The sequence below is a fragment of the Microbacterium sp. OR16 genome, assembly GCF_047306725.1.
Classification (GTDB): Bacteria; Actinomycetota; Actinomycetes; order Actinomycetales; family Microbacteriaceae; genus Microbacterium.
In genome coordinates, this window is the sequence record NZ_JAZEXK010000001.1 from 1,792,976 (window position 1) to 1,818,628 (window position 25,653).

Consider the following 25,653-nt stretch of genomic DNA (forward strand, 5'->3'; position numbering starts at 1 on the left):
TCACCCCTTGTTCTTGGGCGTGGTGCCCTCGGAGCCGACCGGCTTGGCGGGAGGCATCGTGCCGCCCGAGGACGAGTCGTGCGACGTCGAGTCGTGCGATTCCTTGGCGTCGGCGACCTTCTCGGCGGCGTCCTTGGTCGCGTCGATCGCACCGTCGAGCTTCTCCCCGGGGGTGGTGCCCGACTTCGAGACGGCCTTGACGACCTTGACCGCACCGGTCCAGACGGCACCGGGAACCGCGGCGGCCTGCGACTTGGCGAAGTCCTGCACGCGGGAGACCTGCTCCTGCACGGGATCGAGGTTCCACACCTTGAGCCACTGCGTCTTGATCTGCTCGTAGCGCTCGCGTCCTGCTCGACTGCCGAGGACGTAGCCTGCGCCGAGTCCGATGACGAGTCCGATCTTCCCCTTCATGAGGGCCTCCTGACGTTGGTTGCGGCCACTTCCGCGCTCCAGCGTAACCACATATTCCTCGTTCGGCATCTGCCCTTGCGCCGCGGCCCGGTTCGATGTATCAGCACGGCGCCCGAACAGTCGCCGCGCAGCGTCCGCTCAGTCCCAGAGCAGGCTCGCACGCAGCCGATCGGCTTCGGCGACCGCATCCGGAATCACCTGGGCGAGCCCGGTGCCGGCGACCCACGCGCCCACGATGCCGAGGCCCGGGGCGGCGACCACGGCAGCGCGTACGGCCGCCCGCCGCTCGGTCGCGCCGATGAGCGAGGTGGGCTGAGCCTGCACGTACCGGGCGCGGTGCGCGGCGACCAGCTGCGCCGGGCGCAGCGGAACGCCGAGCAGGGCGGATGCCTCCGACAGCGCGAGCGCGGCAGCCGCGTCGTCATCGAGGGCGGCCGTCGCCGCAGCCTCGCCCTGGCTGCCGAACGACACGCGCACGACGTGGCGGCCCGCCGCCGCGTCGCGCAGCCAGCCCCATTTGACCGTGGAGTGGGTGAGGGCCTTGGCGACGTGGCGGCCCGGCACCGTGAGCACGCCGCTGCCGCGGGGCCCGGCGTCGAGTTCGGGTGCGTCGAGCAGCAGCGTCACGATCTCGATCTCAGGTGCGTCCCCGACCTCGCCGAGGCCCGAGACGTGCGCGTCGATGAGGGGGCGTGCCGACGGCTCGGCTGTCGCGACGATGACTCCGGTGGCGCGCAGTGGGGCCGCGGCATCGGCATCCGCCCCCTCTTCGAGCGACGGAGCGATCTCGACACTCCATTCCGCACCCTCGCGCTCGAGATGGGTGACGCGGGCGCCGGTGCGGATCTCGACCCCGTACGCGAGGAGGTCGGCGCGCAGCGCCTCGACGAGCCGGCCCATGCCGCCGACGAGCCCGAGCACCGCCGACCCGGGCGCTGTGCCCTTGCGCTCGGCCGCGAGCAGGCCGACCGCTCCGGTCAGCGATCCGATGCGCGTGAGCGCGGCGTTGAGCCCTGGCGCGGCGACGTCGGTGTCGACGTCGTCGGGGTCGGCGGAGTAGACGCCCGCAGTGACAGGGGCCACGAGCCTGTCGCGCACACGCGCACCCATACGCGAGCCGACCAGCTTGCCGAGGCTGCGCTCGTGCCCGATGGTCAGCGGCGGGCGGAGGCGGTCGAGATACGCCCGCCAGGCGCCGCGCCAGCCGATGATGCGGCGCACGTCGTCTTGGAACGGGTTGGCCGGGATGCCCAGCAGGCTGCCCTTGGGAAGGGGCGCGTCGGGGGCATCCGGGATGCCGCTCAGCCACGCGCCACCGCCCTGCGGGGGAACCACCGCGTCGGCGAGGCCCAGCTCGTCGACGAGCGCCTTCACGTGACCGCCGCGCGTCGCGAAGCTCTCGGCTCCCGCGTCGACGGTGATGCCGTCGAGTTCGACGGAGCGGATGCTTCCGCCCAGCGCCCCGGATGCCTCCAGCAGCGTCACCCGCATGCCCACCTTCGCGCACTCCCGAGCGGCGACCAGACCGCCGATGCCGCCGCCGATGATGACGATGTGCTGCTGCGCGGCGCGCGCGGCGAGGGCCGGGGAGTGCTCGGAGCTCATGCCTCGATTCTTCCACCGGGACCTATGCGCCGGATGCCGGTGACTCCACGAGACCCGGAGACGTTCGGCTGCTCCTGCCGAGGAGCCGAACGTCCGTCATCTGCGCGACTTCAGCGGCATCTGGCTCCTGGACAGGCTGCACGTCGCCGGCCTGCAGCCCGGGCGGCGACCATCCCGGTGTCGGGGAGCCGAATGCCGCTCATCCGCTGCCGTACGCCGACATCTGGCTCCTCGCGCCGGACCCATCGGTGGGAGAGTCCTGCGCGCCGGAGTCAGAGCTCGCCGTGGGCGAGCTGCACGATCCGCGTGAGCTGGTCGGGGTCGGTCTCGGGCGGCACGCCGTGACCGAGGTTGAGGATGTGCCCCTTCGCGCCGCGGCCGCGGGCGATCACGTCGCGCACGCGGGCCTCGAGCACCGGCCACGGGGCCTGAAGCATCGCGGGGTCGATGTTGCCCTGCACGGCGGTGTCGGATCCGACGATGCCGATCGCCTCGTCGAGCGGCATCCGCCAGTCGACGCCGACGGCGTCAGCAACGCCGTCCAGGCGCATGTCGGCGAGGAACGGTCCGGTGCCGACGCCGAAGTGGATGCTCGGCAGGCCGATCCCCTCGAGCGCCGCCTTCGAGTGCCGGGCGATGTGCGTTCGGTAGTCGGCTGTGCTGAGGGAGCCGGCCCACGAGTCGAAGAGCTGCACGACCGAGGCTCCGGCGTCGCGCTGGATCTCGAGGAAGCGACGCGAGATGCGCGAGAGCCAGCCGGCCAGCGCGTTCCACGCCTCGGGGTCGGCGTGCATCATGGCCCGGGCACGCAGGTGCTCCTTCGAAGGGCCGCCCTCGATCAGGTAGGCGGCCAGGGTGAACGGCGCCCCGGCGAAGCCGATCAGCGGCGTCTCGCCCAGCTCGGCGACGGTCATACGCACGGCCTCGGCGACCGCGGTGCCGTCGAGGTCGGCGGGGTCGATCTGCGTGATGCGGGCGACGTCGTCGGCGGTGCGCACGGGGTCGGCGAAGACCGGGCCGCGGCCGGGCTCGATCTCGACGTCGACCCCGGCCAGGCGTAGCGGGATGACGATGTCACTGAAGAACACCGCCGCGTCGACCTTGTGCCGGCGCACCGGCTGCAGGGTGATCTCGGATGCCATGTCGGGGGTGAGACAGGCGTCCAGCATCCGCGTGCCGACGCGCAGCTCGCGGTACTCGGGCAGCGACCGCCCGGCCTGACGCATGAACCAGACAGGGGTGCGCTCGGGGGTCTCGCCGGCGAGCGCGCGCAGCAGATCACTCATGCCGCCATCCTCGCACCGCGCGCCTATGCGTGCGCCGGGGCTGGAACTCGGGTTAGGTCCTCCTTGGATGCCACCCACAGCTGCGCGGCGTACACTCGACTCGTGCTGCTCTGCGTGACGGCGAGTCACAAGACCGCCTCTTTCGAACTGCTCGAACGCCTCAGCCGCCAGCCCGAGACCGTCGCCCCCAGCCTGATGGCTGCCGGCGTGCAGGGAGCCGTCGTGCTCGCCACCTGCAACCGATTCGAAGCCTACGTCGAGGCCGAGGAGGTGGACTCGGAGGCGGTGATCGAGACGGTCGCGCAGGCCACCGGCATCCCCTCCGCCGACCTCGACGGCTCATACCAGGTCGTCGACGACCCGCATGTCGCCGAGCACCTGTTCGCCGTCGCATCGGGCCTGGAGTCGGTCGTGTCGGGTGAGGGCGAGATCGCCGGACAGGTCCGCCGCGCTCTCAGCGGCGCCCGCGAGCAGGGCACCACCTCGCCGCAGCTCGAGCGTCTGTTCCAGCGCGCGAGCCAGGCGCAGCGGAAGGTCAAGAACGTCACCGCGCTGCACCGCGCCGGTCGCTCGCTCGTGCGCCTGTCGCTCGAGCTCGCCGACAGCCGCATCGCCGACTGGAGCGCCGAGCGCGTGCTGCTCGTCGGCACCGGTTCGTACGCCGCCGTCACTCTCGCGTCGCTGCGCGAGCGCGGCGCCGTCGACATCTCGGTCTACTCGCCGTCGGGCCGCGCTGTGCCGTTCGCCCAGAAGCACGGCATCCGTCCGGTCGCCATCGCCGATTACGCGAGCATCGCGCAGCACGCGTCGCTGCTGATCACCTGCACCTCCGCCGAGATGGTGCTGGGGCCGGCCCAGTTCGACCGCCAGCCCGGCGCCGCCGAGGGATGCCTGTCGACGACCTCAGGGGCCCACCCCCAGTCGCAGCTCGTCATCGACCTCGGGATGCCGCGCAACGTCGATCCCGCCGTCGCCCAGCTCGAGGGCGTCGCACTGCTCGACCTCGAGACCATCCGCCTGCACGCCCCGCTCGAGGAGCTGCATGCCACCGACGCCGCCCGTCATGTCGTACGCGAAGCGGCGGAGAGCTTCCATCTCGACGGCTCGCGTCAGAGCGTGACCCCCGCGGTCGTGGCGCTGCGCACGCACATCTTCGGTCTGCTGGAGGCGGAGATCGAACGCGCGCGACGGCGCGGCGACGAGAACGGCCGCGTCGAGCAGGCCATGCGCCACCTCGCCGGGGTTCTGCTGCACACTCCGACCACCCGTGCCCACGAGCTCGCCGCCGAGGGTCGCGCGGACGAGTTCCATGCGGCGCTCGAGGCGCTGTACGGCCTGTCGGCCGAGTCGAGCACCGCCTCAGACGCAGCATCCGCCTGATCACGCCTTCACCGGCGCCGGATCGCGCCAGGCATGCGACGCTGGGAGCATGACGCAGCGCACACCCCTGCGAGCGCGACTGCTCACCGCGCTCAGTGGCGACCCGGAGGGGACGCCGAGGTGGGTGCGCGACCTCGCCGAAGGCGATGACGTCGGCTGGTTCGTCGACGGCGGCGCGGCCTGGACGGTGCACGCGGGCATGGGCACGCTGGTCGCCGGCATCCGGGCACTGCTGATCCAAGCTCTGCATCCCGGCGCGATGGCGGGCGTGCACGACTTCTCGCGCTACCGCGAAGACCCCATCTCCCGCCTCAACGGCACGGTGCGGTGGGTGCTGAGCGTGACCTACGGGTCGCGCGAGCAGGCGGAGCGCGAGACGGGGCGAGTGGCTCGACTGCACCGCAGAGTCACCGGCGAGTACACCGCCGGAGACGGGACGGAGCGAGAGTACAGCGCCTCCTCCGCGGACCTCGTCGAATGGGTGCACCTCGCCTTCGCCGACGCGTTCCTGACGGCGCATGAGGTGTGGGGAGGGCCGATTCCGGGCGGGGCAGACGCGTATGTCGCCGAATGGGCGATCGCCGGGCGCCTGATGCGGGTGCCGGATCCGCCCACGAGCGAGGCGGAGCTGCGGAAGCGACTGCGCGGATTCCTCGAGCGCGGCGAGCTGCGCGCAGACGAACGCACCCGCGACGTCGTGGCGTTCCTGCGACGCCCGCCGTTCACCGGCACCATGGGCATCGCCTACCGCGTGCTGTTCGCGGCGGCCGTGGCCACGATCCCCCGTCCCTACCGCCGCATGCTGGGTGTTCATCGCAGTGTTCTCCCGGTCGTCACCGCGACTCGAATCGTGCTCGCCGTGGCCGAGAGATCGCTCGGCTCAGGGCCTCGCGCGCAGGACTTCGCGCGGCGCCGGCTCACCCGCCTGACCGCCGCGCGTCGTGCCGGCGAGGCCGCCTAGAACGGCAGGTCGCGGGATCCCGGAGGCGCGATCAAGAGACCGGTGATCTTGCCAGAACCGTTGTAGGCGACCCGGCCGATCCATTCGCCCGCCTCGTGACGCAGTGTCGCCTGTACGATGGCGCCGCTCGCGAGCACCCTGTTGGCGAACTTGTTGAGCGCGTTCGCGCCGTCGGGAGTCTGCACCGTGAGGTCACTGGACGACTCGAGCCGTCCTGTCTCGGCGACGACCTGATTCCACACTCCCTCGATCTTCCGCTTGCTGAGCATGCGAGCGCAGGTATAGGTCATCTGCGTTCGCACTGCTTCGTAGTCGCCCGCATCCAGGCGTTCGAACACCGCGCGAGTTCGATCCATGAGGTCGATCATCTGCTCACCCATTTCCGTCTCCTTCTGGGGGCGCGCAACCGCACCTCCGAACCGCTTGAACGCGGCTTGTCGGCTCACGCCGAGCGCATCGCCGATCGCCTGCCACGAGACCCCGGCGGCACGCGTCGCGACGACGAGGTCGACGAGCCGTGCCTGCGACCGACGCACCAGTTGATCGGCTTGCCGGATCGCAGCGGCGTCATCGACCGGGACGCCAACCGCTCGTGCCTCCTCGACCATTGCCGCGAGTGCGGACAACGGAATCCCATCACCCGGGAACTGATCGACCATCTCTCAAACCATAGAGACAGTTGGCATGCTCGTCAACCCATGGTTTACATGCACAAGGCTGGGACAGCCGATCCATGCGGGCAGTGCGGGAATGCCACACTGGAGGCATGGCCCTTCACATCACCGGAGACACCGCCGCCGACGAGCTGCTCACGAACAACCCGCTGGCGCTGCTGATCGGTATGCTGCTCGACCAGCAGGTGCCGATGGAGACGGCGTTCGCCGGCCCGCTCAAGATCGAGCAGCGCACCGGAGCTGCTGACGCCGCCGCGATCGCGGGGATGGATCCGGATGCCTTTCTCGAGGCGTTCAAGCAGACGCCGGCCGTGCACCGCTTCCCGGGCTCGATGGCAGCCCGGGTGCAGACGCTCTGCCAGACGCTCGTCGACGAGTGGGGCGGGAACGCCGCGGCGCTCTGGACCGAAGGCGACCCGGATGGCGCCGAGGTGCTGAAGCGGCTGAAGAAGCTGCCCGGATTCGGCGAGCAGAAGGCGAAGATCTTCCTCGCACTGCTCGGCAAGCAGTACGGCTTCACCGGTGCGGGCTGGCGCGAGGCATCCGCTCCCTACGGTGAACCGGATGCATTCCGCAGCGTCGCCGACATCGTCTCGCCCGAGTCGCTAACGAAGGTGCGCGAGCACAAGAAGGCCATGAAGGCGGCCGCGAAGGCGGCGAAGTGAAGCCGACCGGCGACGACGTCGCGGCCCTGATCGCGCGTTCTGCTCCGGCGATCCGACGACGGGATGCCGAGACCCTGACTGCTCTGATGCAGGAGATCTCCGGCCGCACTCCCGCCACCTGGGGCACGATCATCGGATTCGGCCAAGTGCACTACCACTACCCCACCGGTACCGAGGGCGACACCGGTCTGCTCGCCTTCGCCCCACGCAAGGCGGCGACGACCATCTACCTGCTCGACGGCGTCGACGCTCACGCCGACGCACTGGCGCAGCTCGGCCCGCACACGACGGGCGCCGGATGCCTGTACATCAAAGACCTCGAGCAGATCGACCTCGATGTTCTGCGCGAAATCTTGACCCGCTCGCTCGCCTGGGCGGAGTCCGGGGGCAGCGAGGGGATGCAGCTCACCGTTGTGAGCTGACGGCAAGCCCGCCGCGCGAAGCGCCCGTGGCCGTCGGAGACCAAGAACAGCGCGCCGCCGGTCATCCAGGTGCGTCGGCGCGACCGGGTCGCATCAGCGGCCTCGGTCACTTCGATCATGCGGTCACCTTATCGGGGTGAGCGCCGGTCGGGTTCCTTCAGCCGCGCGCGAGGCGCTCGGCTTCCTTAGCGGCGACGATCTTGCGCAGGCCCGAGCTCGAGAAGCGGTGCTCGCGGCTGTTGAAGTACAGCTCGATCCCGGCCTCTTCGCAGTAGCTGCGGCCGGTGAAGTCGCGTTCCTCGTACTCGTCGCCGACGATGCGCACGTCGATCTTGAACGAGCGGAGGATGTCTTCGAGGTCCTGCTCGGTGGAATACGGGACGATCTCGTCGACGTACTCGCAGCCGCGAAGCTGGATGTACCGCTCGACGACCGTCTGCGTCGGAGCGTTCTTCTCGGGGCGGTCGAGCGTCGGGTCCATCTGCAGCCCGCAGATGAGGTAGTCGCACTGCCGCTTCGCCTCGGCCAGCATCATGATGTGCCCGGCGTGCAGCAGATCGAAGGTGGAGAAGGTGATCCCCACCCGCGGCCCGGGGTTGTAGTCCTGGTGCTTCTTGACGGTCTCGCTCATGGCGTCCTTCCGTATGGCTTCAGAAGATTCTATTGCGACGCGACACGGGTAAACGCGCACGCACGCCCCTCGTCGCCCCTGGGCGCCGTTCGGCTGTGGGATACGCTCGTCAGGCGAGCGCCGACACGGCGCCCACCCCCTGAACCGCCATGAAGGAAGGACAGCGATGTCCGCCACCGCTGCGGCTTCGGCGCCGCTCCGCTTCGGGGCGAACCACACGCCATCCACGAACTGGATGCATCCCTGGCTCTCGCACCTGAGCGAGACGATCCCACCGCAAGGACCCCGATGCACGATGACAGTTCCCTCACCGTAGGACGCGTCAACCGGGTGCTCGCCGAGCGCGTCCGCCCGGCCGTCCATTCGGCCCGGATGCCGCTCGAGATCGCCGCGCACCAGCTGCCCGGCGAGCCGATCGCGCCCGCCGAGGGACTCGCCCTCGACTTCCAGCCGTTCACCGCGAGCAGCATGTGGGGGCCGGCCTGGGGCACCACCTGGTTCCGTCTGCGCGGGGAGGTTCCCGCCGAATGGAGCGGCAAGAGGGTCGAAGCGCTCATCGATCTCGGCTTCGACATCAACATGCCGGGGTTCCAGTGCGAGGCTCTCGTCTACCGCCCCGACGGCACACCGGTGAAGAGCATCAACCCCCGCAACCAGTGGGTCCCGGTCGAGGCCGTCGCCGGGCATCCGGTCGAGCTCTTCCTCGAAGCCGCCGCCAACCCCGTGCTGCTCGACTACCACCCCTTCCTGCCCACTCAGGAGGGAGACATCCGCACCTCCTCGCCCGAGCCGCTGTACCGGGTGCGCCACATGGACCTCGCGGTGTTCGAGCCCGAGGTGTTCGACCTCTCGCTCGACCTCGAGGTGCTGATCGAGCTGCAGGCCGAGCTGCCCGAGACGAGCCCACGGCGCATGCGCATTCTGCAGGCCCTCGACAACGCGCTCGACGTGCTCGACCTGCAGCGCATCGTCGAGACCGCGGGTGACGCCCGCGCGCAGCTGGCCGAGGTGCTCGCCTCCCCCGCCGACGCGAGTGCGCACCGCATCGCCGCGATCGGTCATGCGCACATCGACTCGGCGTGGCTGTGGCCGGTGCGCGAGACGATCCGCAAGGTGGCCCGCACCACCTCGTCGATGACCGCGCTCATCGACGAGCAGCCCGACTTCCTCTACGGCATGTCGAGCGCACAGCAGTACGCGTGGATCAAGCAGCACCGTCCCGAGGTCTTCGCACGCGTGCGCGCCGCGGTCGCCGACGGCCGCTTCCTGCCGCTCGGCGGGATGTGGGTCGAGTCCGACACGGTGATGCCGACCGGCGAATCGCTCGTGCGCCAGTTCTCGTACGGCCAGCGGTTCTTCGAGCGCGAGTTCGGCATCCGATCGAAGGGCGTCTGGCTGCCCGACAGCTTCGGCTACTCCCCCGCGCTGCCGCAGCTGATGCGCCGTGCGGGCTTCGAATGGTTCTTCACGCAGAAGATCTCGTGGAACCAGCGCAACGTCTTCCCACACCACAGCTTCCTGTGGGAGGGCATCGACGGTTCGCGCGTCTTCACGCACTTCCCGCCGATGGACACCTACAGCTCCCAGCTCTCGGGCATGGAGGTGGCGAAGGCCTCCCGCCAGTTCAAAGAGAATCGGGTCGCGACCATGTCGATCGCCCCGGTCGGCTGGGGCGACGGCGGCGGCGGAACGACCCGCGAGATGACCGGCAAGGCCGCACGCCTGGCCGATCTCGAGGGCTCGGCGAAGGTGGAATGGAAGCGTCCGGATGCCTTCTTCGACGACGCCAAGGCCGAGCTGACCGACCCGGCCGTCTGGGTCGGCGAGCTGTACCTCGAGCTGCACCGCGGCACGCTCACCAGCCAGCACGCCACCAAGGCGCTGCACCGCCGGGCCGAGCAGGCGCTCATCGAGGCCGAGCTGTGGGCGGCGACCGCCGCCGTGCGGCTGGGCGCCGAGTACGACTACGACGAGTTCGACCGGCTGTGGCAGCTCGTGCTGCTGCACGAGTTCCACGACATCCTGCCCGGCACGTCGATCGCGTGGGTGCACCGCGAAGCAGTCGAGGTGCTCTCGCAGGTGCTGGCGGATGCCGAGGAGCTGTCGGCTGCGGCCCGCCAGGCGCTCGCGGGCGACGGCGATCGCACGCTCGTGTTCACCCCGACCTCGGTCGGCGGTGGGCGCGCCCTCGGCGCGACGCACACCCCGGTCGTCGAGCAGGCGAAGCGCGTCGAAACGCAGCTGACCGAGCGCGCCGATGGCTCATTCGCACTGTCGAACGACCTCGTCGTCGTCATCATCTCGCCCGAGGGTCTGATCACCTCGGCCATCGACAAGGCCACCGGGCGCGAGGTGATCGCCGCAGGCAAGCCTGCGAACCTGTTCCAGCTGCACCAGGACTTCCCGAACATGTGGGACGCCTGGGACATCGACCGGTACTACAAGAACCGCGTCGACGACCTGACGGCCGTCTCGTCGCTCTCGGCATCCGTCGTCGATGGCGCCGCGGTCGTGAAGGTCACCCGCGAGTTCTCGCAGTCGACCATCGCGCAGACGATCATCCTGCCCGCCGGGTCGCGCACGGTGCACCTGCGCAACGACATCGACTGGAACGAGACCGAGAAGCTCCTCAAGCTCGCCTTCCCACTCGACATCTTCGCCCGCGAGACGCTCGCCGAGACCCAGTTCGGATTCCAGCGCCGAGTCACGCACGTGAACACGAGCTGGGAGGCGGCGAGGTTCGAGACGTCGATGCACCGCTTCGTGCTCGCCCAGGAGGACGACGGATTCGGCGTCGCCCTGGTGAACGACTCGATCTACGGCTACGACACGTCCCGCGAGGTCGAGGGCGACGACGTCACGACGACCGTTCGGCTGTCGCTGCTGCGCGCCCCGCGCTTCCCCGATCCCGACACCGACCACGGTCACCACCAGATCGAGGTGGGCTTGGTGATCGAAGCGGATGCCGAGATCGCCACCGCCAAGGGCATCGAACTCAACGCTCCGGCGACCCTCGTGCGCGGCGCGAACGAGGTCGAGCCGCTGGTCGCGGTGACCGGCAGAGGCATCGTCATCTCGGCGGTGAAGCTCGCCGACGACCGCTCGGGCGATGTGATCGTGCGGGTCTACGAGTCACTCGGCCGCCGTACGACCGGTGCCCTGTCCGTGGCATTCGAGTATTCGGGCATCCGCGAGGTCTCTCTGATCGAAGATGAGCTCGACGGCGCCCGCACCAGCGGCGAGCTGGCGCTCAAGCCGTTCGAGGTGCGCACGCTGCGGATCGCCCGGGCCTGACGAGCGCGCACCCGATCGGAGGCGTTCGCACGCCGCCGAGCAGAGATCGTCGAAGAGGCTCCTCCCCCTGGAGCCTTAACGAGCGGCGTAATTTTGCTGCTTCTTTCTCCTGCGTTCTCATTAAAGAGTGTCGAACCATGCCGGATGCTGGATGCAGATCCCATCCGTCACGCGCGAAGGAGCCGCACAATGGACCGCGAGAACGACCTCATCGACACCGACGCCCTGCTGCATATCGGCCGCCCGTACTGGTTCGACCGCCACCCGTCGCAGGCCGAAGGCGAAGACTTCTGATCACACGCTGATCGACAACGGGTCCCTCCGGATCATCCGGAGGGACCCGTTTGCGCGCCGGGCCTGTGACTCTGCCGCGCAGTCACCGGCCCGGTCAGCCGGCGCGAAGATCACCGTCCGCGGCGCTCACCGACGACGCCCACGCGGCGAAGATGAGACTCACGCTGCCCAGCACGATCGCACCGATCGCCTGCAGCGCGGTGAGCGTGCGGTACAGATCGGTCCAGGGTGCCATCCAGGCCATCAGCGAGGCTGCCGCGATGCCCGCTTTGATCGCGATCGCCACGACGCTCAGCACCAGTGCGGGCAACGCCAGCCATCCCCACGGCGCGGGGATGCGCCCGCCCACGGCGAGATCCATGCCGGCGAAGACGGCGCACAGCAGCACCGGGGCCGCTGCGATGGCGGCTCCACCCAGCAGCACGACCTGCGAGGCCACCGCGCTGCTCGCTCCCGTCGCCATGGAGATCGTCATCACGATGCCCGACAGCAGGAAGACCACGGGTGTCAGCAGGAGGAATGATGCGCCCACCACGACGAGCGAGACCCGTGGCAGCGAGCGCGTGCCGATGAGCGACGCATGAGGACCCACCCCCGCGGCGACGACGATCGCCGCCGTGAGCGCTCCGATTCCCAGCAGGAAGTCCTGCATGTCGATCTCGAGGAACAGGGCCACCGTGCCGCAGACGAGCAGGATGAGCCCCAGCCCGATGACCGTCCGCAGCCGAGCGGCATCGAATCGGGCATCCCTCGTCTTCTGCGATCCGTGAACCATGGACGCGACGCTACGGCGTCGACCCCGCACCTCGTGCACGTTATCCACAGGTGACGAGCAGCCCTCCCTCACGACGAAGCCCCGATTCCGGTCGTCGGAATCGGGGCTCAGGTCACCGTCGCATCAGGCGCCGCGCAGGCGCTCCGCGAGGTACGCCTCGAGGTTCTGCAGCGGCACGCGCTCCTGACCCATGGTGTCGCGGTCGCGAACCGTCACGGCGTTGTCATCGAGCGAGTCGAAGTCGACGGTGACGCAGAACGGGGTGCCGATCTCGTCCTGACGCCGGTAGCGGCGGCCGATGGCGCCGGCGTCATCGAAGTCGACGGTCCAGTTGCCGCGCAGGGTGTCGGCAACTTCGCGCGCCAGCGGCGACAGACGCTCGTTGCGCGACAGCGGCAGCACGGCGACCTTGACGGGCGCCAGGCGGGGGTCGAGCTTGAGTACCGTGCGGGTGTCGGTGCCGCCCTTGGCGTTCGGCACCTCCTCCTCCTCGTACGCGTCGACGAGGAACGCCATCATCGCTCGGGTGAGGCCGAAGGACGGCTCGATCACGTAGGGCGTGTAGCGCTCTCCGGATGCCTGGTCGAAGTAGGTCAGCGACTGACCGGAGGCCTCGGAGTGGCTGGAGAGGTCGTAGTCGGTGCGGTTCGCGACACCCATCAGCTCGCCCCACTCCGAGCCCTGGAAGCCGAAGCGGTACTCGACGTCGATGGTGCCGGCGGAGTAGTGAGCGCGGTCGTCTTCGGGCACGTCGAACCGGCGGATGTTGTCGGCGTCGATGCCGAGGTCGATGAACCAGTTCCAGCACGCTTCGACCCAGTGCTCGAACCACTCATTCGCCTCAGCCGGCGGCACGAAGTACTCGATCTCCATCTGCTCGAACTCGCGGGTGCGGAAGATGAAGTTGCCCGGGGTGATCTCGTTGCGGAATGCCTTGCCGACCTGACCGATGCCGAAGGGCGGCTTCTTGCGCGAGGCGGTGAGCACGTTCGAGAAGTTCACGAAGATGCCCTGCGCCGTCTCGGGACGCATGTAGTGCAGGCCCGACTCGTCGTCGACGACGCCGAGGTACGTCTTGACCAGACCCGAGAAGGACTTCGGCTCGGTCCACTTGCCGCGCGTGCCGCAGTCGGGGCAGACGATGTCGGCCATGCCGTTCTCGGGCTGACGACCCTTCTTCGCAACGAACGCCTCGACGAGATGGTCTTCGCGGTGCCGCTTGTGGCACTGCAGGCACTCGACCAGCGGGTCGCTGAAGGTGGCGACGTGACCCGACGCCTCCCACACGCGCTTGGGCAGGATGATCGACGAGTCGAGGCCCACCATGTCGCCGCGGCCGCGCACGAACGTCTGCCACCACTGCCGGCGGATGTTCTCCTTCAGCTCGGTTCCGAGAGGGCCGTAGTCCCATGCCGAACGCGAACCGCCGTAGATCTCACCCGCCTGGAACACGAACCCGCGATGGCGGGCGAGGGCGATGACCTTGTCAAGACGGGACTGTTCGGCCACGGTGGCTCCAATGGTCGGATGCTGCGGGTGAGGAGCCCGTGAACACGGGCATCCCAATCCTACCCGCGCCGCTCTTCCGGCATGTCTGCGGCCGGTGCCATTCTGAGACCATGGATCAGCGCGTGAGCTTCATCACCCTCGCAGTGGCCGATGTCGTCAGGACGAGGGCGTTCTACGTCGACGGTCTGGGGTGGCGCCCAATCTTCGAGGGCGACGAGGTGATCATGCTCCCTGTCGCCGACCGCGTCATCCTGTCGCTGTGGAGCGTCGACGGCTTCGCCGCCGAGATCGGGCAGGCGCCGGCATCCGGAATCCCACCGATCACGCTCGCGCACAACCTCGCCACCGAGGCCGAGGTCGACGCGGTGCTGGCCGAAGCGGCGGCGCTCGGCGCCACCGTCTCGCAAGCCATCAGGCGCGAATGGGGCGGGTACTCGGGCTACTTCTGCGACCCAGACGGGTTCCGCTGGGAGGTCGCGGTCAACCCGGGCGAGACCGGCGCCTTCGTGCTGCCGCCCGCCTCTGCTTGAATCCTTCCCCGACGTCGAGAGAAGGCGGGCTCGAGGTGGCGAGGCCTACTCGGTGAACAGGTAGCCGCGCTCGTCGTCGAAGCCGGCGATGCGCAGCCCCCGGCCCAGCAGCTCCTCCATCCCGCCACGCAGGCGCAGACGCCATTCGTGTGCGGCGTCGGGATCGCTGACCCGCATCGCCTCGACGTCGGAGGGGATCTCGAGAGTGGCGACCACGGCGTCGGATGCCGGCGGCTTGGCGATGTCGGCCAGCGCCCACTCCACGTCGAGCCGGTCGCTCTCATCTCCCGCGTCACCGCCGCCGAAGATGCCGTAGCGGTTCACCGAGTAGCCGCTGACCCGCGCTCCGAGCACAGTGAGGAAGAAGTGCGCGTTGCGGGCGACGAGCGGATCGTAGGTCCAGGTGATGCGCCCGACCTCCCGCGAGAACGCCCACTGCCGCTGGTGCTCCTTGAGCTCGCGCCCCCAGCCGCGTCCCCGATACTCGGGCAGCAGCGCGGTGATGTGCGAGTGCATGGTGCGCCGTGCGGGCTCACCGAAGAAGGCGATCGATGCGCCCACCATGCGCTCCTCGCCCTCGCTGTCGTCGAAGAGCCCGACGACGTAGTTGCCCGAGTGCTGCAGGGCCCGCAGGGTGCCGGCGTCGATGACGCGGTTCTCGCCACGGATCGAGTCCAGCAGTTCCTGGGCGTCGATGATCAGTTCAACGGTGTCGAGATCTCGAATCGTGCGCACGATGCCAGCGTACCGGGGCGCTCGACGGGCCGGGAAGGCGTCGCCGCCGCCCTCGGACTTGTCAACCCTGGCGAGCTGCTCGCCTACGACGACTATGGTCGTGGCCATGAACAGCACCGGACGCGACATCGTGAGGCAGACGACCGTCATCGCCGCGGCGGTGTTCATGCTGATCGGAGCGGCCGTCGGCGGTGGCGCATTCGGCGGAGAGTCGGTGGCGGAGCTGCAGAACGGAGCGCTGTCGGCTGAGGGCTCGTACCTCGCCCCGGCGGGGCCGGCGTTCGCGATCTGGTCGGTCATCTACCTCGGTCTCGCGGCGTACACGATCTGGCAGGCCCTGCCCGCTCAGCGCGACAGCATCCGCCAGCGCACGGTCGGCTGGTGGGTGGCGGGTTCGATGGTGCTCAACGGCCTCTGGCTGGTGACCGCCCGCTACCTGAACCTCGTGGCCACCGTGATCGTCATCGCCGCGCTGCTCGCCGTGCTGGCGCGCATCATCGTCCTGCTCGGCCGCGACCGGCCATCCGGACCGCTCGAGCTGACCCTGTTCGACGGCGTGCAGGGCCTGCACTTCGGCTGGGTGACGATCGCGACGGTCGCGAACACCGCAGCATGGCTGACGCAGACGCTTCCCGCCGATCTGGCCGAGCAGGCGGATGCCTGGGGCATCGGCGTCCTCGTCGTGGTCGCCGTCATCGGTGCGGCGAGCGCACTCGTCACTCGCCGCCTCGCTCCCGCTCTGGCCACCTCGTGGGGTCTGGTGTGGGCGGCGATCGGACGGCTGAGCGGCGAGCCGGAGAGCACGCCGATCGGGGTCACTGCTCTGGTCGTGGCCGCGGCGATCCTCGTCTCCGGAATGGTAGGACTGCTGCGAGCACGGCGCACAGTGCGCTGAGGAGCCCCGGTGCCCGAACCGGCGCGAGCGTAATCTGGGTGGATGCCTTCCCCAGAATCCGCGACCGACAGCAGCTCGCCCCAGAAGCAGTTCCTCGGTCAGCCACGGGCCCTGGCCCACCTGTTCGGCGTCGAGATGTGGGAGCGGTTCAGCTTCTACGGCATGCAGGGCATCCTGCTGATCTACCTGTACTTCAGCGTCACCAAGGGCGGGCTGGGACTCGACGAGGCGGTCGCCGGCGGCATCGTGGGCGCTTACGGCGGCTCGGTCTATCTCTCGACCATTCTGGGGGCGTGGCTCGCCGACCGCCTGTTCGGCTCGGAGCGCGTGCTGTTCGGCAGTGCGATCGTGATCGTCGCGGGGCACCTGGCGCTGGCGCTCATCCCCGGCATCGCCGGGGTGGCGGTCGGCCTGGTGCTCGTCGCCCTCGGCTCCGGCGGACTGAAGGCGAACGCGACGGCGGTCGTCGGCACACTGTACTCGGAGGACGACACCCGGCGCGATGCCGGGTTCTCGCTCTTCTACCTCGGCATCAACCTCGGCTCGTTCTTCGGTCCGCTGCTCACCGGCCTGCTGCAGAAGTCGGTCGGATTCCACTGGGGCTTCGGGCTCGCCGCGGTCGGCATGACCGCCGGCCTCATCCAGTACAGCTTCGGCCGCAAGGAGCTGCCGGCCGCCGCACACGAGGTGCCGAATCCTCTCCCCCGCAGCCGCTACCCGCTGTTCGGCGGCATCGCAGTCGGCGCCATCGTCGTGATCGCCGTGCTCGTGCTCACCGGCGTGATCCGCGCCGACAATCTCGCGGGCATCGTGATCCTGTGCGCTCTGGGAGCGACGGTCGCCTATTTCGCGGTGATCCTCGCGAGCCGGCACGTCAATGCCACAGAGCGCTCGCGGGTGTGGGCATTCGTTCCGCTGTTCATCACGAGCGTGGCCTTCTGGTCGCTCTACCAGCAGCAGTTCACCGTGCTGACGGTGTACAGCGACAAGCGCCTCGACCGCTCGATCTTCGGGCTGGAGATGCCGGTGTCGTGGGTGCAGTCGATCAACCCGGTGTTCATCATCATCTTCTCGGGGGTCTTCGCCGCGCTGTGGACCCGCCTCGGCACCCGGCAGCCGTCGACCCCGGTGAAGTTCGCCCTGGGCACCGCGCTCATGGGCGGTGCCTTCCTGCTGTTCCTGCCGTTCGCGAACGGCGGCGAAGGCTCGACCCCGCTGCTGGCGATCGTCGGCATCCTGTTCGTCTTCACCGTCGCCGAGCTGCTGCTGTCGCCCATCGGCCTCTCGGCGGCGACCAAGCTCGCACCCGCGCGGTTCAAAACCCAGATGGTGGCGCTGTTCTTCCTCTCGATCTCGCTGGGCACGGCGATCTCGGGATGGCTCGTGCAGTTCTACGATCCGGCGAACGAGGTGCCCTACTTCACCGTTCTCGGCCTGATCGCCATCGCGGTCGGCGTCGGGCTGTTCGTGTCGGTGAAGCCGGTGCTGAAGCTCATGAAGGGCGTCAGCTGACCGGCATCCGGTCCGGGTGTCTGTGCGAGCCGGTAGCCTTCTTCGGTGGGCGGTGCGGATGACAGGGCGAGAAAGCGGCTCTCCCGCACCTCTCCCCGCGGGGCGATCATCGCGGTGCTGGCCTTCGCGGGCCTGTGCTCGGCGTTCATGTTCACCCTCGTCGTGCCGCTGCAGGCCGAACTGCCCAGCCTGCTGAACGCCTCGCGCGAGGACACCAGCTGGGTGGTCACGATCACGCTGCTGGTCGCCGCGGTCGCGACGCCGATATCCGGGCGGCTCGGCGACATGTACGGCAAGCGCCGTGTCGTGATCGCCCTGCTCGCGCTGCTCGCGATCGGCTCGGTGGTGGCCGCACTGTCATCGTCGATCGTCGGTGTGATCATCGGTCGGGCTCTGCAGGGCGCGACGACCGGGGTGGTGCCGTTGGGCATCGCCATCATGCGCGACGTGCTGCCGCCGCAACGGCTCGGCACCGCGGTCGCCCTGATGAGCGCGACCATGGGTGTCGGCGGGGCGGTCGGGATGCCCGTCGCGGCGTTCGTCGCCGAGAACGCCGACTGGCACGGGCTGTTCTGGCTCGCCGCCGCCCTCGGCGTCGTCGGGCTGGTGCTGGTGGCGCTCGTGATTCCGGATGACGTGCTGCTCGCGCCCGGACGCCTCGACATCATCGGGGCGCTGGGCCTCGCCGCCGGCCTCACCGGCTTGCTGCTGTACGTTTCGCGCGGAGCGGAGTGGGGCTGGACCTCTCCCCTCGCGCTGGCCTGCCTGATCGCCGGCATCATGGTGCTCGCCATATGGGGCTGGTATCAGCTCAAGACGAAGGAGCCTCTGCTCGACCTGCGCGTCGCAGCACGACCGGCGGTGCTCTTCACGAACATCGCCGCGATCGGCATGGGCTTCGCGCTTTTCTCGTCGAACGTCACGTTCCCCCAGATGCTCGAGCTGCCGCGCGAGACCGGGTCGGGGCTGGGCCTGGACATGTTCACCGCCGCGATGATCGTCGCCGTCTCGGGGGTCATGATGATGATCATCTCGCCGCTGTCGGGATGGCTGGAGCGAACCGTCGGGCCGCGCCCGCTCTTCACCGTGGGAACGGCCGCGATCGTGCTGTCATATGCGTTCGTGCTGATCTGGTCGACCGAGATCTGGCATTTCGTTGTCGCGAACGTGCTCATCGGCATCGGCATCGGATTCGCCTTCGCCGCCATGCCGATGATCATCATGCGCGCCGTCCCCGCGCACGAGACGGGCGCATCGAACGGGCTGAACGCCCTGTTCCGCTCGGTCGGCACCTCCACCGCATCGGCAGTGATGGGCGCGGTCCTCGCCGCGATGAGCATCGAGGTCGATGGGCGGGCGATCCCCACCCGTGAGGCCTTCGAGGTGTGCTTCTGGCTGTCGATCGTCGCCGGCGCGATCGGCTTCGCGCTGACCTTCCTGATCCCGAAGCATCCGGCCGCGGAAGCGCATCCGTCGCTGCCCGGCTGACCCGCGCAGCACCTGACCTCGGCGTCAGTGCGTGTACTCCATGAGGTCGGTGCCGAGCACCCGGAACGCGTCGTGAGCGCGCAGTCGATGGCTGATCGACAGGTCGTCGAAGCAGATCGTGAGCGCATACGCGACTCCGGCACGAGGCCCTGCCAGCACGCCCGCCTCAGCGCGCACGCCGCGATCACGACCGGTCTTGTTGATGAAGAGCAACCCGTGGGCGTCGTCGTCGTGCGCGAACGGGTCGAGTCCGGTGGCGGATGCCACGAGGCTCAGGTCCTGATTCAGGCTGAGCCACTCGGCGACCTGGGCGCTGACGGTGGCGTCCATGGTGCGCGAGTCGACGAGTGCCGCGAACAGTCGGGCGAACTCGCGCGTCGTTCCCACGGCGACGTGCGGGGCGTCGTCGGGACCGCGCACGTCGCGGAACAGATCGAGCACGGCGCTGCGCGGCATCCCGAGCGCCACCATCCGGGCCTGCACCCGCTCGTGGCCGACGGCGTCGAGCAGCGCGTTGGCTGCGTTCGGATCTCCGGCAGCCGCGGCCAGCACGGCCAGATCGACGAGCGGCAGAGCCGGCACCCGAAGGTGTCGCCACAGCCCTGAGCCCGCCACGAACTCGTCCGGCCGATCGATGATCTGCAGCGGGTCGAGCACGCGCGACGCGAAGCCCGCCGCGGTCTCGACCAGCACGGGCACCAGTCCCAAACCCGCGATCGGCAGCGGCACGTGGTCGTCGCCACTCAGCACGACGCGACCCGCGTCGAGTTCGACGACGTGCACCGAGACCTGCGCTCCGCTCTGCGCCACCTCTTCGAGACGGCGCAGGCTCGATGCGAACGAGCGACGTCCGGCGGCCGCGCGCCGCGGGATGCGTCGGCCGCCGCGAGCCCCGCGTCGACGAGCCGCGGGCGCGCCGGAAGGCGACTCGGAGCCGGATGCGGACGACGAAACCACGCGCGGTTGTCCTAACAGGGAGAAGCGGAGGCGACGGCTGCGAGGATCCGCTGCTCTCGCGAATCCCCGTATGCCGCCGTCATCCTAGCCCCGCGCGCTGAGCGCGCAACCAGGCCTCACCAGATGGTGACCCGCTGCTCGGCCGGAAGGTGCAGCCGGTCGCCGTCGTTCACATCGAACGCCTCGTAGAACGCATCGATGTTGCTGAGGATCTGGTTGCAGCGGAACTCGTTAGGAGAGTGCGGATCGATCGTGAGCAGGCGGATCGTCTCGGCCTCGCGGCTCTTCTGCTGCCAGACCTGCGCCCATGACAGCAGCAGGCGCTGGATGCCGGTGTATCCGTCGATCACGGGCGCCTCCTCGCCGCCGAGCGAGAGCTCGTACGCCTTCAGCGCGATGCCGAGACCGCCGAGGTCGCCGATGTTCTCACCGATGGTCAGCGCTCCGTTGACGCGGTTCTCTTCGCTCAGGCCGAGCGGCACGAGGGCGTCGTATTGGGCGATGAGCGCCTTGGTGCGCTCTTCGAACGCTTCGCGATCGGCATCCGTCCACCAGTCCTGCAGCCGGCCGTCGCCGTCGTAGCGGCTGCCCTGATCGTCGAAGCCGTGCCCGATCTCGTGACCGATCACCGCACCGATGCCGCCGTAGTTCGCTGCCGCGTCGCGCTTCGGATCGAAGAACGGGTACTGCAGGATCGCCGCGGGGAAGACGATCTCGTTCATCAGCGGGTTGTAGTAGGCGTTCACCATCTGCGGCGGCATGAACCACTCGTCCCGGTCGATCGGCTTGCCGACCTTCGATACCTGACGATCGTGCTCGAAGACCGTTGCGCGGCGGGCGTTGCCGATGAGGTCGCCGGGGTCGATGTCGACTCCGTCGTAGTCGCGCCACACATCCGGGTGGCCGATCTTCGGGCGGAACGTGTCGAGCTTGGCGAGCGCCTTCTCCCGCGTCTCGGGGCTCATCCAGTCCAGCTTCTGGATGCTCTGCCGGTACGCCTCAATGAGGTTCGCGACGAGCTCGTCCATGGCGGCCTTGGACTCTGCCGGGAAGTGCCGCTCGACGTAGATGCGACCCACGGCGTCGCCCAGCGAGCCCTCGACGAGGGATACCCCGCGCTTCCAGCGCTCGCGGATCGACGGCGTGCCCGTGAGCTCGGTGCCGTAGAACGAGAAGTTCTCGTCGACGAAGTCGTCGGTGAGGTAGGCCGCAAGACCGTGCACGACCTTGGCGCGCAGCCAGGCCTTCCAGTCTTCGAGGCGCTCCTCGACGAGCAGCGTGCCGAGCCCCTCGAAGAAGCTGGGCTGGTAGACGACGAGCTCGTCGAATGCGCTCGGGTTGGCAGGGGCCACGGCATCCCGCCACGGCGTCAGGTCTACCCCGGCCAGCGCCTGGAACTCGTCCCACGTCTTCAGGTTGTACGTCTTCACCGCGTCGCGGGAGGCGACGTTGTCCCAGTGGTGGCCCGCGATCTCGTGCTCGAGACCGAAGGCGCGGTCGGCCTGTTCGGCGGCGTCGGCGATCGCCGCGAGGTTCAGCAGGCGCTCGAGGTGCTCGCGATACGCAGCGCGGGTGCCCGTGAAGTTGTCGAGACGGTAGTAGCTCTCGTCTGGCAGCGAGAGCCCGGCCTGCACGGCGAACGGGACGTAGCGCTCAGGGTTGCCGGGATCGGGCTCGATGAAGACGCCGATCAGTGCGGCGATGCCCTCGCGGTCGAACGCGCCGACGGTGCGCAGGAACGACGGGATGCCGTCGATCGCGTCGACCTTCGCCAGCTCGGATTGCAGCGGGGCGAGGCCGAGCTCGGCGATGCGGTCGGTGTCCATGAAGCTGCGGAACAGGTCGCCGACCTTGCGCTCGAGGGTTCCCTCAGCGGCATCCTGCGATTCGACGATGATCTCGCGGACGTCCTTCTCGGCCTGCTCGGCCAGCATGTGGAACGACCCCCAGCGCGCCTTGTCGGAGGGGATCTCGGCGGCCTCGAGCCACGCGCCGTTGACGTGGCGGTAGAGGTCGTCCTGCGGACGGATGTCGGAGCTGAACTCGCTGATGGCAAGGCCGGAGGGCAGAACGTCAGTCATGCGCCCAGCCTAATCCGGCCACCGACAGACCCGGCTGCCGGGGCCGGGATGTGTGACGGCGATTCACGCGCCGAGAAGGGGACGGAACCCCGCTACTCTCACAGATTGTGAAGCTCCGCCTCCTCGCGATCCTCCTGTTCGCTCTGCCGCTGTGCGCGTGCACCGTGCCCGTGGCTGCAGATGCGCCTTCGGGATCCGCGGCGATCGAATCCGACGTCGAGCAGGCCGCACCGCCCGAACGACCGGACGGTGCGCTCGACTGGTCTGAGGCACGAGCGAACATCGGCCGCACCGCCACTGTCTGCGGCGCGGTCGTCAGCACCTTCACGGCGACAAGGAGTGCGGGCCAGCCGACGTTCCTCAACCTCGGACGCGACTACCCCGACACGACCGGGTTCACCGCGGTCATCTTCGACGACCATCGCAGCGCGTTCCCGTTCGATCCGGCGCTCGAGTACGACCAGAGGGAGATCTGCGTGTCCGGCGAGATCCGTCCGCACGAGGACTTCGTGCAGATCGAGGCACGCTCGCCCGAGCAGATCACCGTCATCGGCTGACGCTCAGCGACGCCGCCACCACCCCCGACGGCCGGAGACTCCGGCCTCAGGCGGGCTCTCGGCACGGGCATCCGCCTGCCGCGTCGCGCGGCGCTCTCGCCATGCCGCCACCTCGGCCTCGACGTCGCGCGGCCGCGTGACGACCGGCGGCCCGCCGCGCAACTGGCGGCGAGCCTCGATCACGCGGCGGTTGAAGTCCTCGAGCACGCCGCGCACGTCGTCCTCGCGGCCGATTTGGTCGAGTTCGCCGTCGAGCCCGCGGTCCTCGACGCGCAGCATGAGGGCGGGCGGTCCCAGCCCCGACAGGTTTTCGTTCTCGATCTTGCGGCGGATCCACCAATCCGGGTCGTGATGCGTGCCGAGTCCCTCGAGCGGCTTGCCGGCGCCGGGCAGATCGTCGAACTCGCCGCGACGGATCGCGAGCTGGATCGCGGTCTCGACGAACTCCGCCTTGTTCTGCGCGTTGAGCACCATCGGCGCGTCGTTCTCGGAGTCGGCGTCCGTGCTGTCACCGGCATCGCGGCGCGCGCGGTAGTGGGCGGCGTTGCTCATCGCGTCGGACATGGCGGCACCTCCGTGCGATCCAGGGTACGCGGCTGTCGGCGACGCGGCACGGATTCTCGGCGCATCGCGGAGGCATCGCCTGAGCGTGCACGAGCGAGCGTGCCCCCGCGTGCTGTGTCGGCGCCACGGCCTAGGCTCGTGAGGTGGCATCCACCGCATCCCCGTCCCCCGCGCTCAACCGCGAGATCCTGCGACTCGCCGTGCCCGCCCTCGGCGCCCTCGTCGCCGAGCCGGCATTCCTCATCCTCGACTCGGTGATGGTCGGCCACCTCGGCACCTCACCACTCGCGGGCCTCGGCATCGCCAGCGCGGTCCTGCAGACGATCGTCGGGCTGATGATCTTCCTCGCGTACTCCACCACACCCGCCGTCGCACGCCGGTACGGAGCCGGCCGCCCCGGCGATGCCGTCTCGGTCGGCATCGACGGCATGTGGCTCGCCCTGGGGCTGGGTGCCGTGCTCGCCGCTGTCGGGGCACTGGCGAGCCCGGCGCTGGTCGCCGCATTCGGGGCATCCGACGCGGTCTCCACCGAGGCGCAGACGTACCTCACCATCTCGATGTGGGGCCTGCCGGCGATGCTCATCGTCTTCGCCGCCACCGGGCTGCTGCGGGGGATGCAGGACACCATGACCCCGCTGTGGATCGCCGGCCTCGGCTTCGGTGCCAACGCCCTGCTGAACTGGATCTTCATCTACGGATTCGGCTGGGGCATCGCCGGCTCCGCCTTCGGCACCGTCACCGCGCAGTGGGGCATGGTCGCCGCCTACGTCGTCGTCATCCGCCGCCTCGCGCTCAGGCACGGCGCGTCGATGAAGGCGCAGCGCAGCGGCATCCGGGGCACCGCCCGCTCGGGCGGATGGCTGTTCCTGCGCACCGTCAGTCTGCGCGTCGCGCTGCTCGCCACCGTGGCCGTCGCGACGGGCCTCGGCACGCGCGAGCTCGCCGGCTGGCAGATCGCCTTCACCATCTTCTCGACCGCCGCGTTCGCCCTCGACGCCCTCGCCATCGCCGCGCAGGCGATGATCGGCAGGGGTCTCGGGTCGGGCGATCTCGCGCAGGTGCACCGCGTGCTGCGCCGCACGGTGGCGTGGGGAGCGTGGTTCGGAGTGATCGTCGGCGCCGCCATCGCCGCCCTGTCGGGTGTGATCGGCGTCGTCTTCACGGGGGATGCCGAGATCGGTGCGCTCGTGCAGCCCGCGTTCCTCGTGCTCGCGGTCGCGCAGCCGGTCGCGGGGATCGTGTTCGTGCTCGACGGCGTGCTCATGGGCGCGAACGACGCCCGCTACCTCGCGATCGCGGGTGTGCTGAACCTCGTGCCGTTTCTGCCCGCGCTGTGGATCATCGCCGCCACCGGTGTCGCCGGCGCCGCCGGACTCGTCTGGCTCGCCGTCGCGTTCTTCGGCGTGTACCTGCTCGCGCGTCTCGGCACCCTCGGCTGGCGGGTGCGCACCGACGCATGGACGAAGGTGGGAGCATGAGGCCCTGGAACCGACACGACGACAAGAGCTGGGTTCCGGATGCCTGGCCCGGCGACTCCGCGACCGTCGAACGCCGCCTGCGCGACGAGCTCTTCGCCGAGATCGCGAGCAGCGCGGACATGCGCATCAGTGGCTTCGACGACGTCCGCACCACAGTCGACCTCGACGGCGCCGAGATCACCCACCTGCTCATCGACGCCACTGGCGTGAAACTGAAGATGAAGCCCGGGAACGGTGCGACTCCTGAGCCGCAGGCGAAGGCGGAGACCGAGCCGGCCATCCTCGACCGCATCCCCGGAGCGTTGCGCTTCGCCCGAATCACCGCCGACCCGGCAAGCATCCAGGGATATGACATCCGCATCGACGCGACCCTGCAGAACGTCGCCTTCGACTGGGCTCGCTACGAGACGCCCGTTCGCGCGGACCGACCGGCGACGGCATTCGGGATCGCGGATGCCGACGACTCCGGCGCCCCGAGCGGCGCCTTCTCCGTGCGCATGCGCGCCGATGACCTGGGTCCGATGATCGAGTCGGTCGCACGCCCCCTGATGAAGGAATCGGGCATGCGGCTGCGCCGCCTCGACACGGATGTCACCGCGGACGACGATCAGAACGTCACGATCGACGCGGTGGCTGCGGTGCGGTGGAAGGTCTTCTACGCGACCGTGCGCGCCCACGTAGAGTTGCACGTCGCCCGCGATGCGATCATCGCCGTGAAGACCGTGCGCTTGAGCAGCCGCAATCCGCTGATCGCCCTGGCCCTGCGCCTCATGCGCGAAGAGCTGCGCGAGGCCGAGGGTCGGCGGCTCGATCTCAACGCCGAGGCGGCCGCCGACGGCGCGAGCCGCACGCTGCGCGTGCACGACCTGCGCGTCCGCGTCGCGGAGGACATCGAGATTTCCGGCCGCATCGGCTGAGCCCGCGTCCTCTCACCGACACCCCTACC

23 protein-coding genes are annotated in these 25,653 nt (G+C 69.4%); 12 read left to right on the forward strand and 11 right to left on the reverse strand.

Annotation, left to right across the window (positions count from 1 at the left end; genetic code table 11):
- The 3 genes from V2S05_RS08760 to hemE form a co-directional block, all read right to left on the reverse strand.
- Nucleotides 1-414: a hypothetical protein gene (locus tag V2S05_RS08760; protein WP_413634787.1), complete on the reverse strand. Its 414-nt coding sequence runs from the start codon at nt 412-414 to the stop codon at nt 1-3.
- 138 nt (nt 415-552) lie between these two features.
- Nucleotides 553-2,019, reverse strand: a complete 1,467-nt coding sequence (locus V2S05_RS08765; protein ID WP_413634788.1) for a protoporphyrinogen/coproporphyrinogen oxidase — start codon at nt 2,017-2,019, stop codon at nt 553-555.
- Between the two features lie 272 nt (nt 2,020-2,291).
- Nucleotides 2,292-3,305, reverse strand: coding sequence for a uroporphyrinogen decarboxylase (gene hemE, locus V2S05_RS08770; protein ID WP_413634789.1), 1,014 nt, complete (start codon nt 3,303-3,305; stop codon nt 2,292-2,294).
- Nucleotides 3,306-3,407: 102 nt separating this feature from the next.
- Between hemE and V2S05_RS08775 the strand changes: the two genes are divergently transcribed.
- Together V2S05_RS08775 and V2S05_RS08780 are read left to right on the forward strand one after the other, a co-directional pair.
- A complete protein-coding gene (locus V2S05_RS08775; RefSeq protein WP_413634790.1) occupies nt 3,408-4,685 on the forward strand; it encodes a glutamyl-tRNA reductase in 1,278 nt (425 codons plus the stop codon).
- A gap of 49 nt (nt 4,686-4,734) precedes the next feature.
- On the forward strand, nt 4,735-5,646 hold the full coding sequence (locus V2S05_RS08780) for an oxygenase MpaB family protein (RefSeq protein WP_413634791.1): 912 nt from the start codon (nt 4,735-4,737) through the stop codon (nt 5,644-5,646).
- On the opposite strand, the gene V2S05_RS08785 is transcribed toward V2S05_RS08780, so the two are convergent.
- The gene (locus V2S05_RS08785) at nt 5,643-6,305 is read right to left on the reverse strand and encodes a DUF3887 domain-containing protein (RefSeq protein WP_271639246.1); all 663 of its coding nucleotides are present in this window, start codon (nt 6,303-6,305) and stop codon (nt 5,643-5,645) included. The genes V2S05_RS08780 and V2S05_RS08785 overlap by 4 nt on opposite strands.
- A 107-nt stretch (nt 6,306-6,412) precedes the next feature.
- Between V2S05_RS08785 and V2S05_RS08790 the strand changes: the two genes are divergently transcribed.
- Complete coding sequence (locus V2S05_RS08790) at nt 6,413-6,985, forward strand: HhH-GPD-type base excision DNA repair protein (RefSeq protein ID WP_413634792.1); 573 nt, start codon at nt 6,413-6,415, stop codon at nt 6,983-6,985.
- A complete protein-coding gene (locus V2S05_RS08795; RefSeq protein ID WP_271639244.1) occupies nt 6,982-7,407 on the forward strand; it encodes a DUF1801 domain-containing protein in 426 nt (141 codons plus the stop codon). The genes V2S05_RS08790 and V2S05_RS08795 overlap by 4 nt, the downstream gene beginning before the upstream one ends.
- A 157-nt stretch (nt 7,408-7,564) precedes the next feature.
- Here the strand turns inward: V2S05_RS08795 and V2S05_RS08800 are convergent, their stop codons facing one another.
- Complete coding sequence (locus V2S05_RS08800) at nt 7,565-8,038, reverse strand: adenylyltransferase/cytidyltransferase family protein (protein ID WP_271639243.1); 474 nt, start codon at nt 8,036-8,038, stop codon at nt 7,565-7,567.
- 288 nt (nt 8,039-8,326) lie between these two features.
- Between V2S05_RS08800 and V2S05_RS08805 the strand changes: the two genes are divergently transcribed.
- Nucleotides 8,327-11,332: an alpha-mannosidase gene (locus V2S05_RS08805; RefSeq protein WP_413634793.1), complete on the forward strand. Its 3,006-nt coding sequence runs from the start codon at nt 8,327-8,329 to the stop codon at nt 11,330-11,332.
- 388 nt (nt 11,333-11,720) lie between these two features.
- Here the strand turns inward: V2S05_RS08805 and V2S05_RS08810 are convergent, their stop codons facing one another.
- The gene (locus V2S05_RS08810) at nt 11,721-12,401 is read right to left on the reverse strand and encodes a hypothetical protein (RefSeq protein WP_413634794.1); all 681 of its coding nucleotides are present in this window, start codon (nt 12,399-12,401) and stop codon (nt 11,721-11,723) included.
- A 123-nt stretch (nt 12,402-12,524) separates the two neighbouring features.
- On the reverse strand, nt 12,525-13,910 hold the full coding sequence (locus tag V2S05_RS08815) for a glycine--tRNA ligase (RefSeq protein WP_413634795.1): 1,386 nt from the start codon (nt 13,908-13,910) through the stop codon (nt 12,525-12,527).
- A 110-nt stretch (nt 13,911-14,020) separates the two neighbouring features.
- On the opposite strand from V2S05_RS08815, the gene V2S05_RS08820 reads away from it, so the two are divergent.
- A complete protein-coding gene (locus V2S05_RS08820) occupies nt 14,021-14,440 on the forward strand; it encodes a VOC family protein (RefSeq protein ID WP_413634796.1) in 420 nt (139 codons plus the stop codon).
- A 45-nt stretch (nt 14,441-14,485) separates the two neighbouring features.
- Here V2S05_RS08820 and V2S05_RS08825 read toward each other — a convergent pair whose 3' ends face one another.
- Nucleotides 14,486-15,175: a GNAT family N-acetyltransferase gene (locus tag V2S05_RS08825; RefSeq protein WP_413635260.1), complete on the reverse strand. Its 690-nt coding sequence runs from the start codon at nt 15,173-15,175 to the stop codon at nt 14,486-14,488.
- Nucleotides 15,176-15,281: 106 nt separating this feature from the next.
- On the opposite strand from V2S05_RS08825, the gene V2S05_RS08830 reads away from it, so the two are divergent.
- From V2S05_RS08830 to V2S05_RS08840, 3 genes are read left to right on the forward strand one after another with little or no spacing between them, the layout of a single operon-like run.
- Nucleotides 15,282-16,070, forward strand: a complete 789-nt coding sequence (locus V2S05_RS08830) for a TspO/MBR family protein (RefSeq protein ID WP_413634797.1) — start codon at nt 15,282-15,284, stop codon at nt 16,068-16,070.
- A 42-nt stretch (nt 16,071-16,112) separates the two neighbouring features.
- Nucleotides 16,113-17,582, forward strand: a complete 1,470-nt coding sequence (locus tag V2S05_RS08835) for a peptide MFS transporter (RefSeq protein ID WP_413634798.1) — start codon at nt 16,113-16,115, stop codon at nt 17,580-17,582.
- A gap of 45 nt (nt 17,583-17,627) precedes the next feature.
- Nucleotides 17,628-19,070, forward strand: coding sequence for an MFS transporter (locus V2S05_RS08840; protein WP_413634799.1), 1,443 nt, complete (start codon nt 17,628-17,630; stop codon nt 19,068-19,070).
- A 24-nt stretch (nt 19,071-19,094) separates the two neighbouring features.
- Here the strand turns inward: V2S05_RS08840 and V2S05_RS08845 are convergent, their stop codons facing one another.
- Both V2S05_RS08845 and V2S05_RS08850 read right to left on the reverse strand, forming a co-directional pair.
- A complete protein-coding gene (locus tag V2S05_RS08845; protein ID WP_413634800.1) occupies nt 19,095-20,027 on the reverse strand; it encodes a serine hydrolase in 933 nt (310 codons plus the stop codon).
- Nucleotides 20,028-20,143: 116 nt separating this feature from the next.
- Nucleotides 20,144-22,108: a M13 family metallopeptidase gene (locus V2S05_RS08850; protein WP_413634801.1), complete on the reverse strand. Its 1,965-nt coding sequence runs from the start codon at nt 22,106-22,108 to the stop codon at nt 20,144-20,146.
- A gap of 107 nt (nt 22,109-22,215) precedes the next feature.
- On the opposite strand from V2S05_RS08850, the gene V2S05_RS08855 reads away from it, so the two are divergent.
- Nucleotides 22,216-22,665, forward strand: a complete 450-nt coding sequence (locus tag V2S05_RS08855) for a hypothetical protein (RefSeq protein ID WP_413634802.1) — start codon at nt 22,216-22,218, stop codon at nt 22,663-22,665.
- Nucleotides 22,666-22,668: 3 nt separating this feature from the next.
- On the opposite strand, the gene V2S05_RS08860 is transcribed toward V2S05_RS08855, so the two are convergent.
- A complete protein-coding gene (locus tag V2S05_RS08860; RefSeq protein WP_413634803.1) occupies nt 22,669-23,229 on the reverse strand; it encodes a DUF1992 domain-containing protein in 561 nt (186 codons plus the stop codon).
- A 143-nt stretch (nt 23,230-23,372) separates the two neighbouring features.
- Here V2S05_RS08860 and V2S05_RS08865 point away from each other — a divergent pair, with 143 nt between their 5' ends.
- Both V2S05_RS08865 and V2S05_RS08870 read left to right on the forward strand, forming a co-directional pair.
- Nucleotides 23,373-24,707: an MATE family efflux transporter gene (locus tag V2S05_RS08865; protein ID WP_413634804.1), complete on the forward strand. Its 1,335-nt coding sequence runs from the start codon at nt 23,373-23,375 to the stop codon at nt 24,705-24,707.
- Nucleotides 24,704-25,624 (forward strand): hypothetical protein, encoded by a 921-nt coding sequence (locus V2S05_RS08870; protein WP_413634805.1) that lies wholly within the window; start codon nt 24,704-24,706, stop codon nt 25,622-25,624. Before V2S05_RS08865 ends, V2S05_RS08870 begins: the two co-directional genes overlap by 4 nt.
- Nucleotides 25,625-25,653 lie beyond the last annotated feature (29 nt).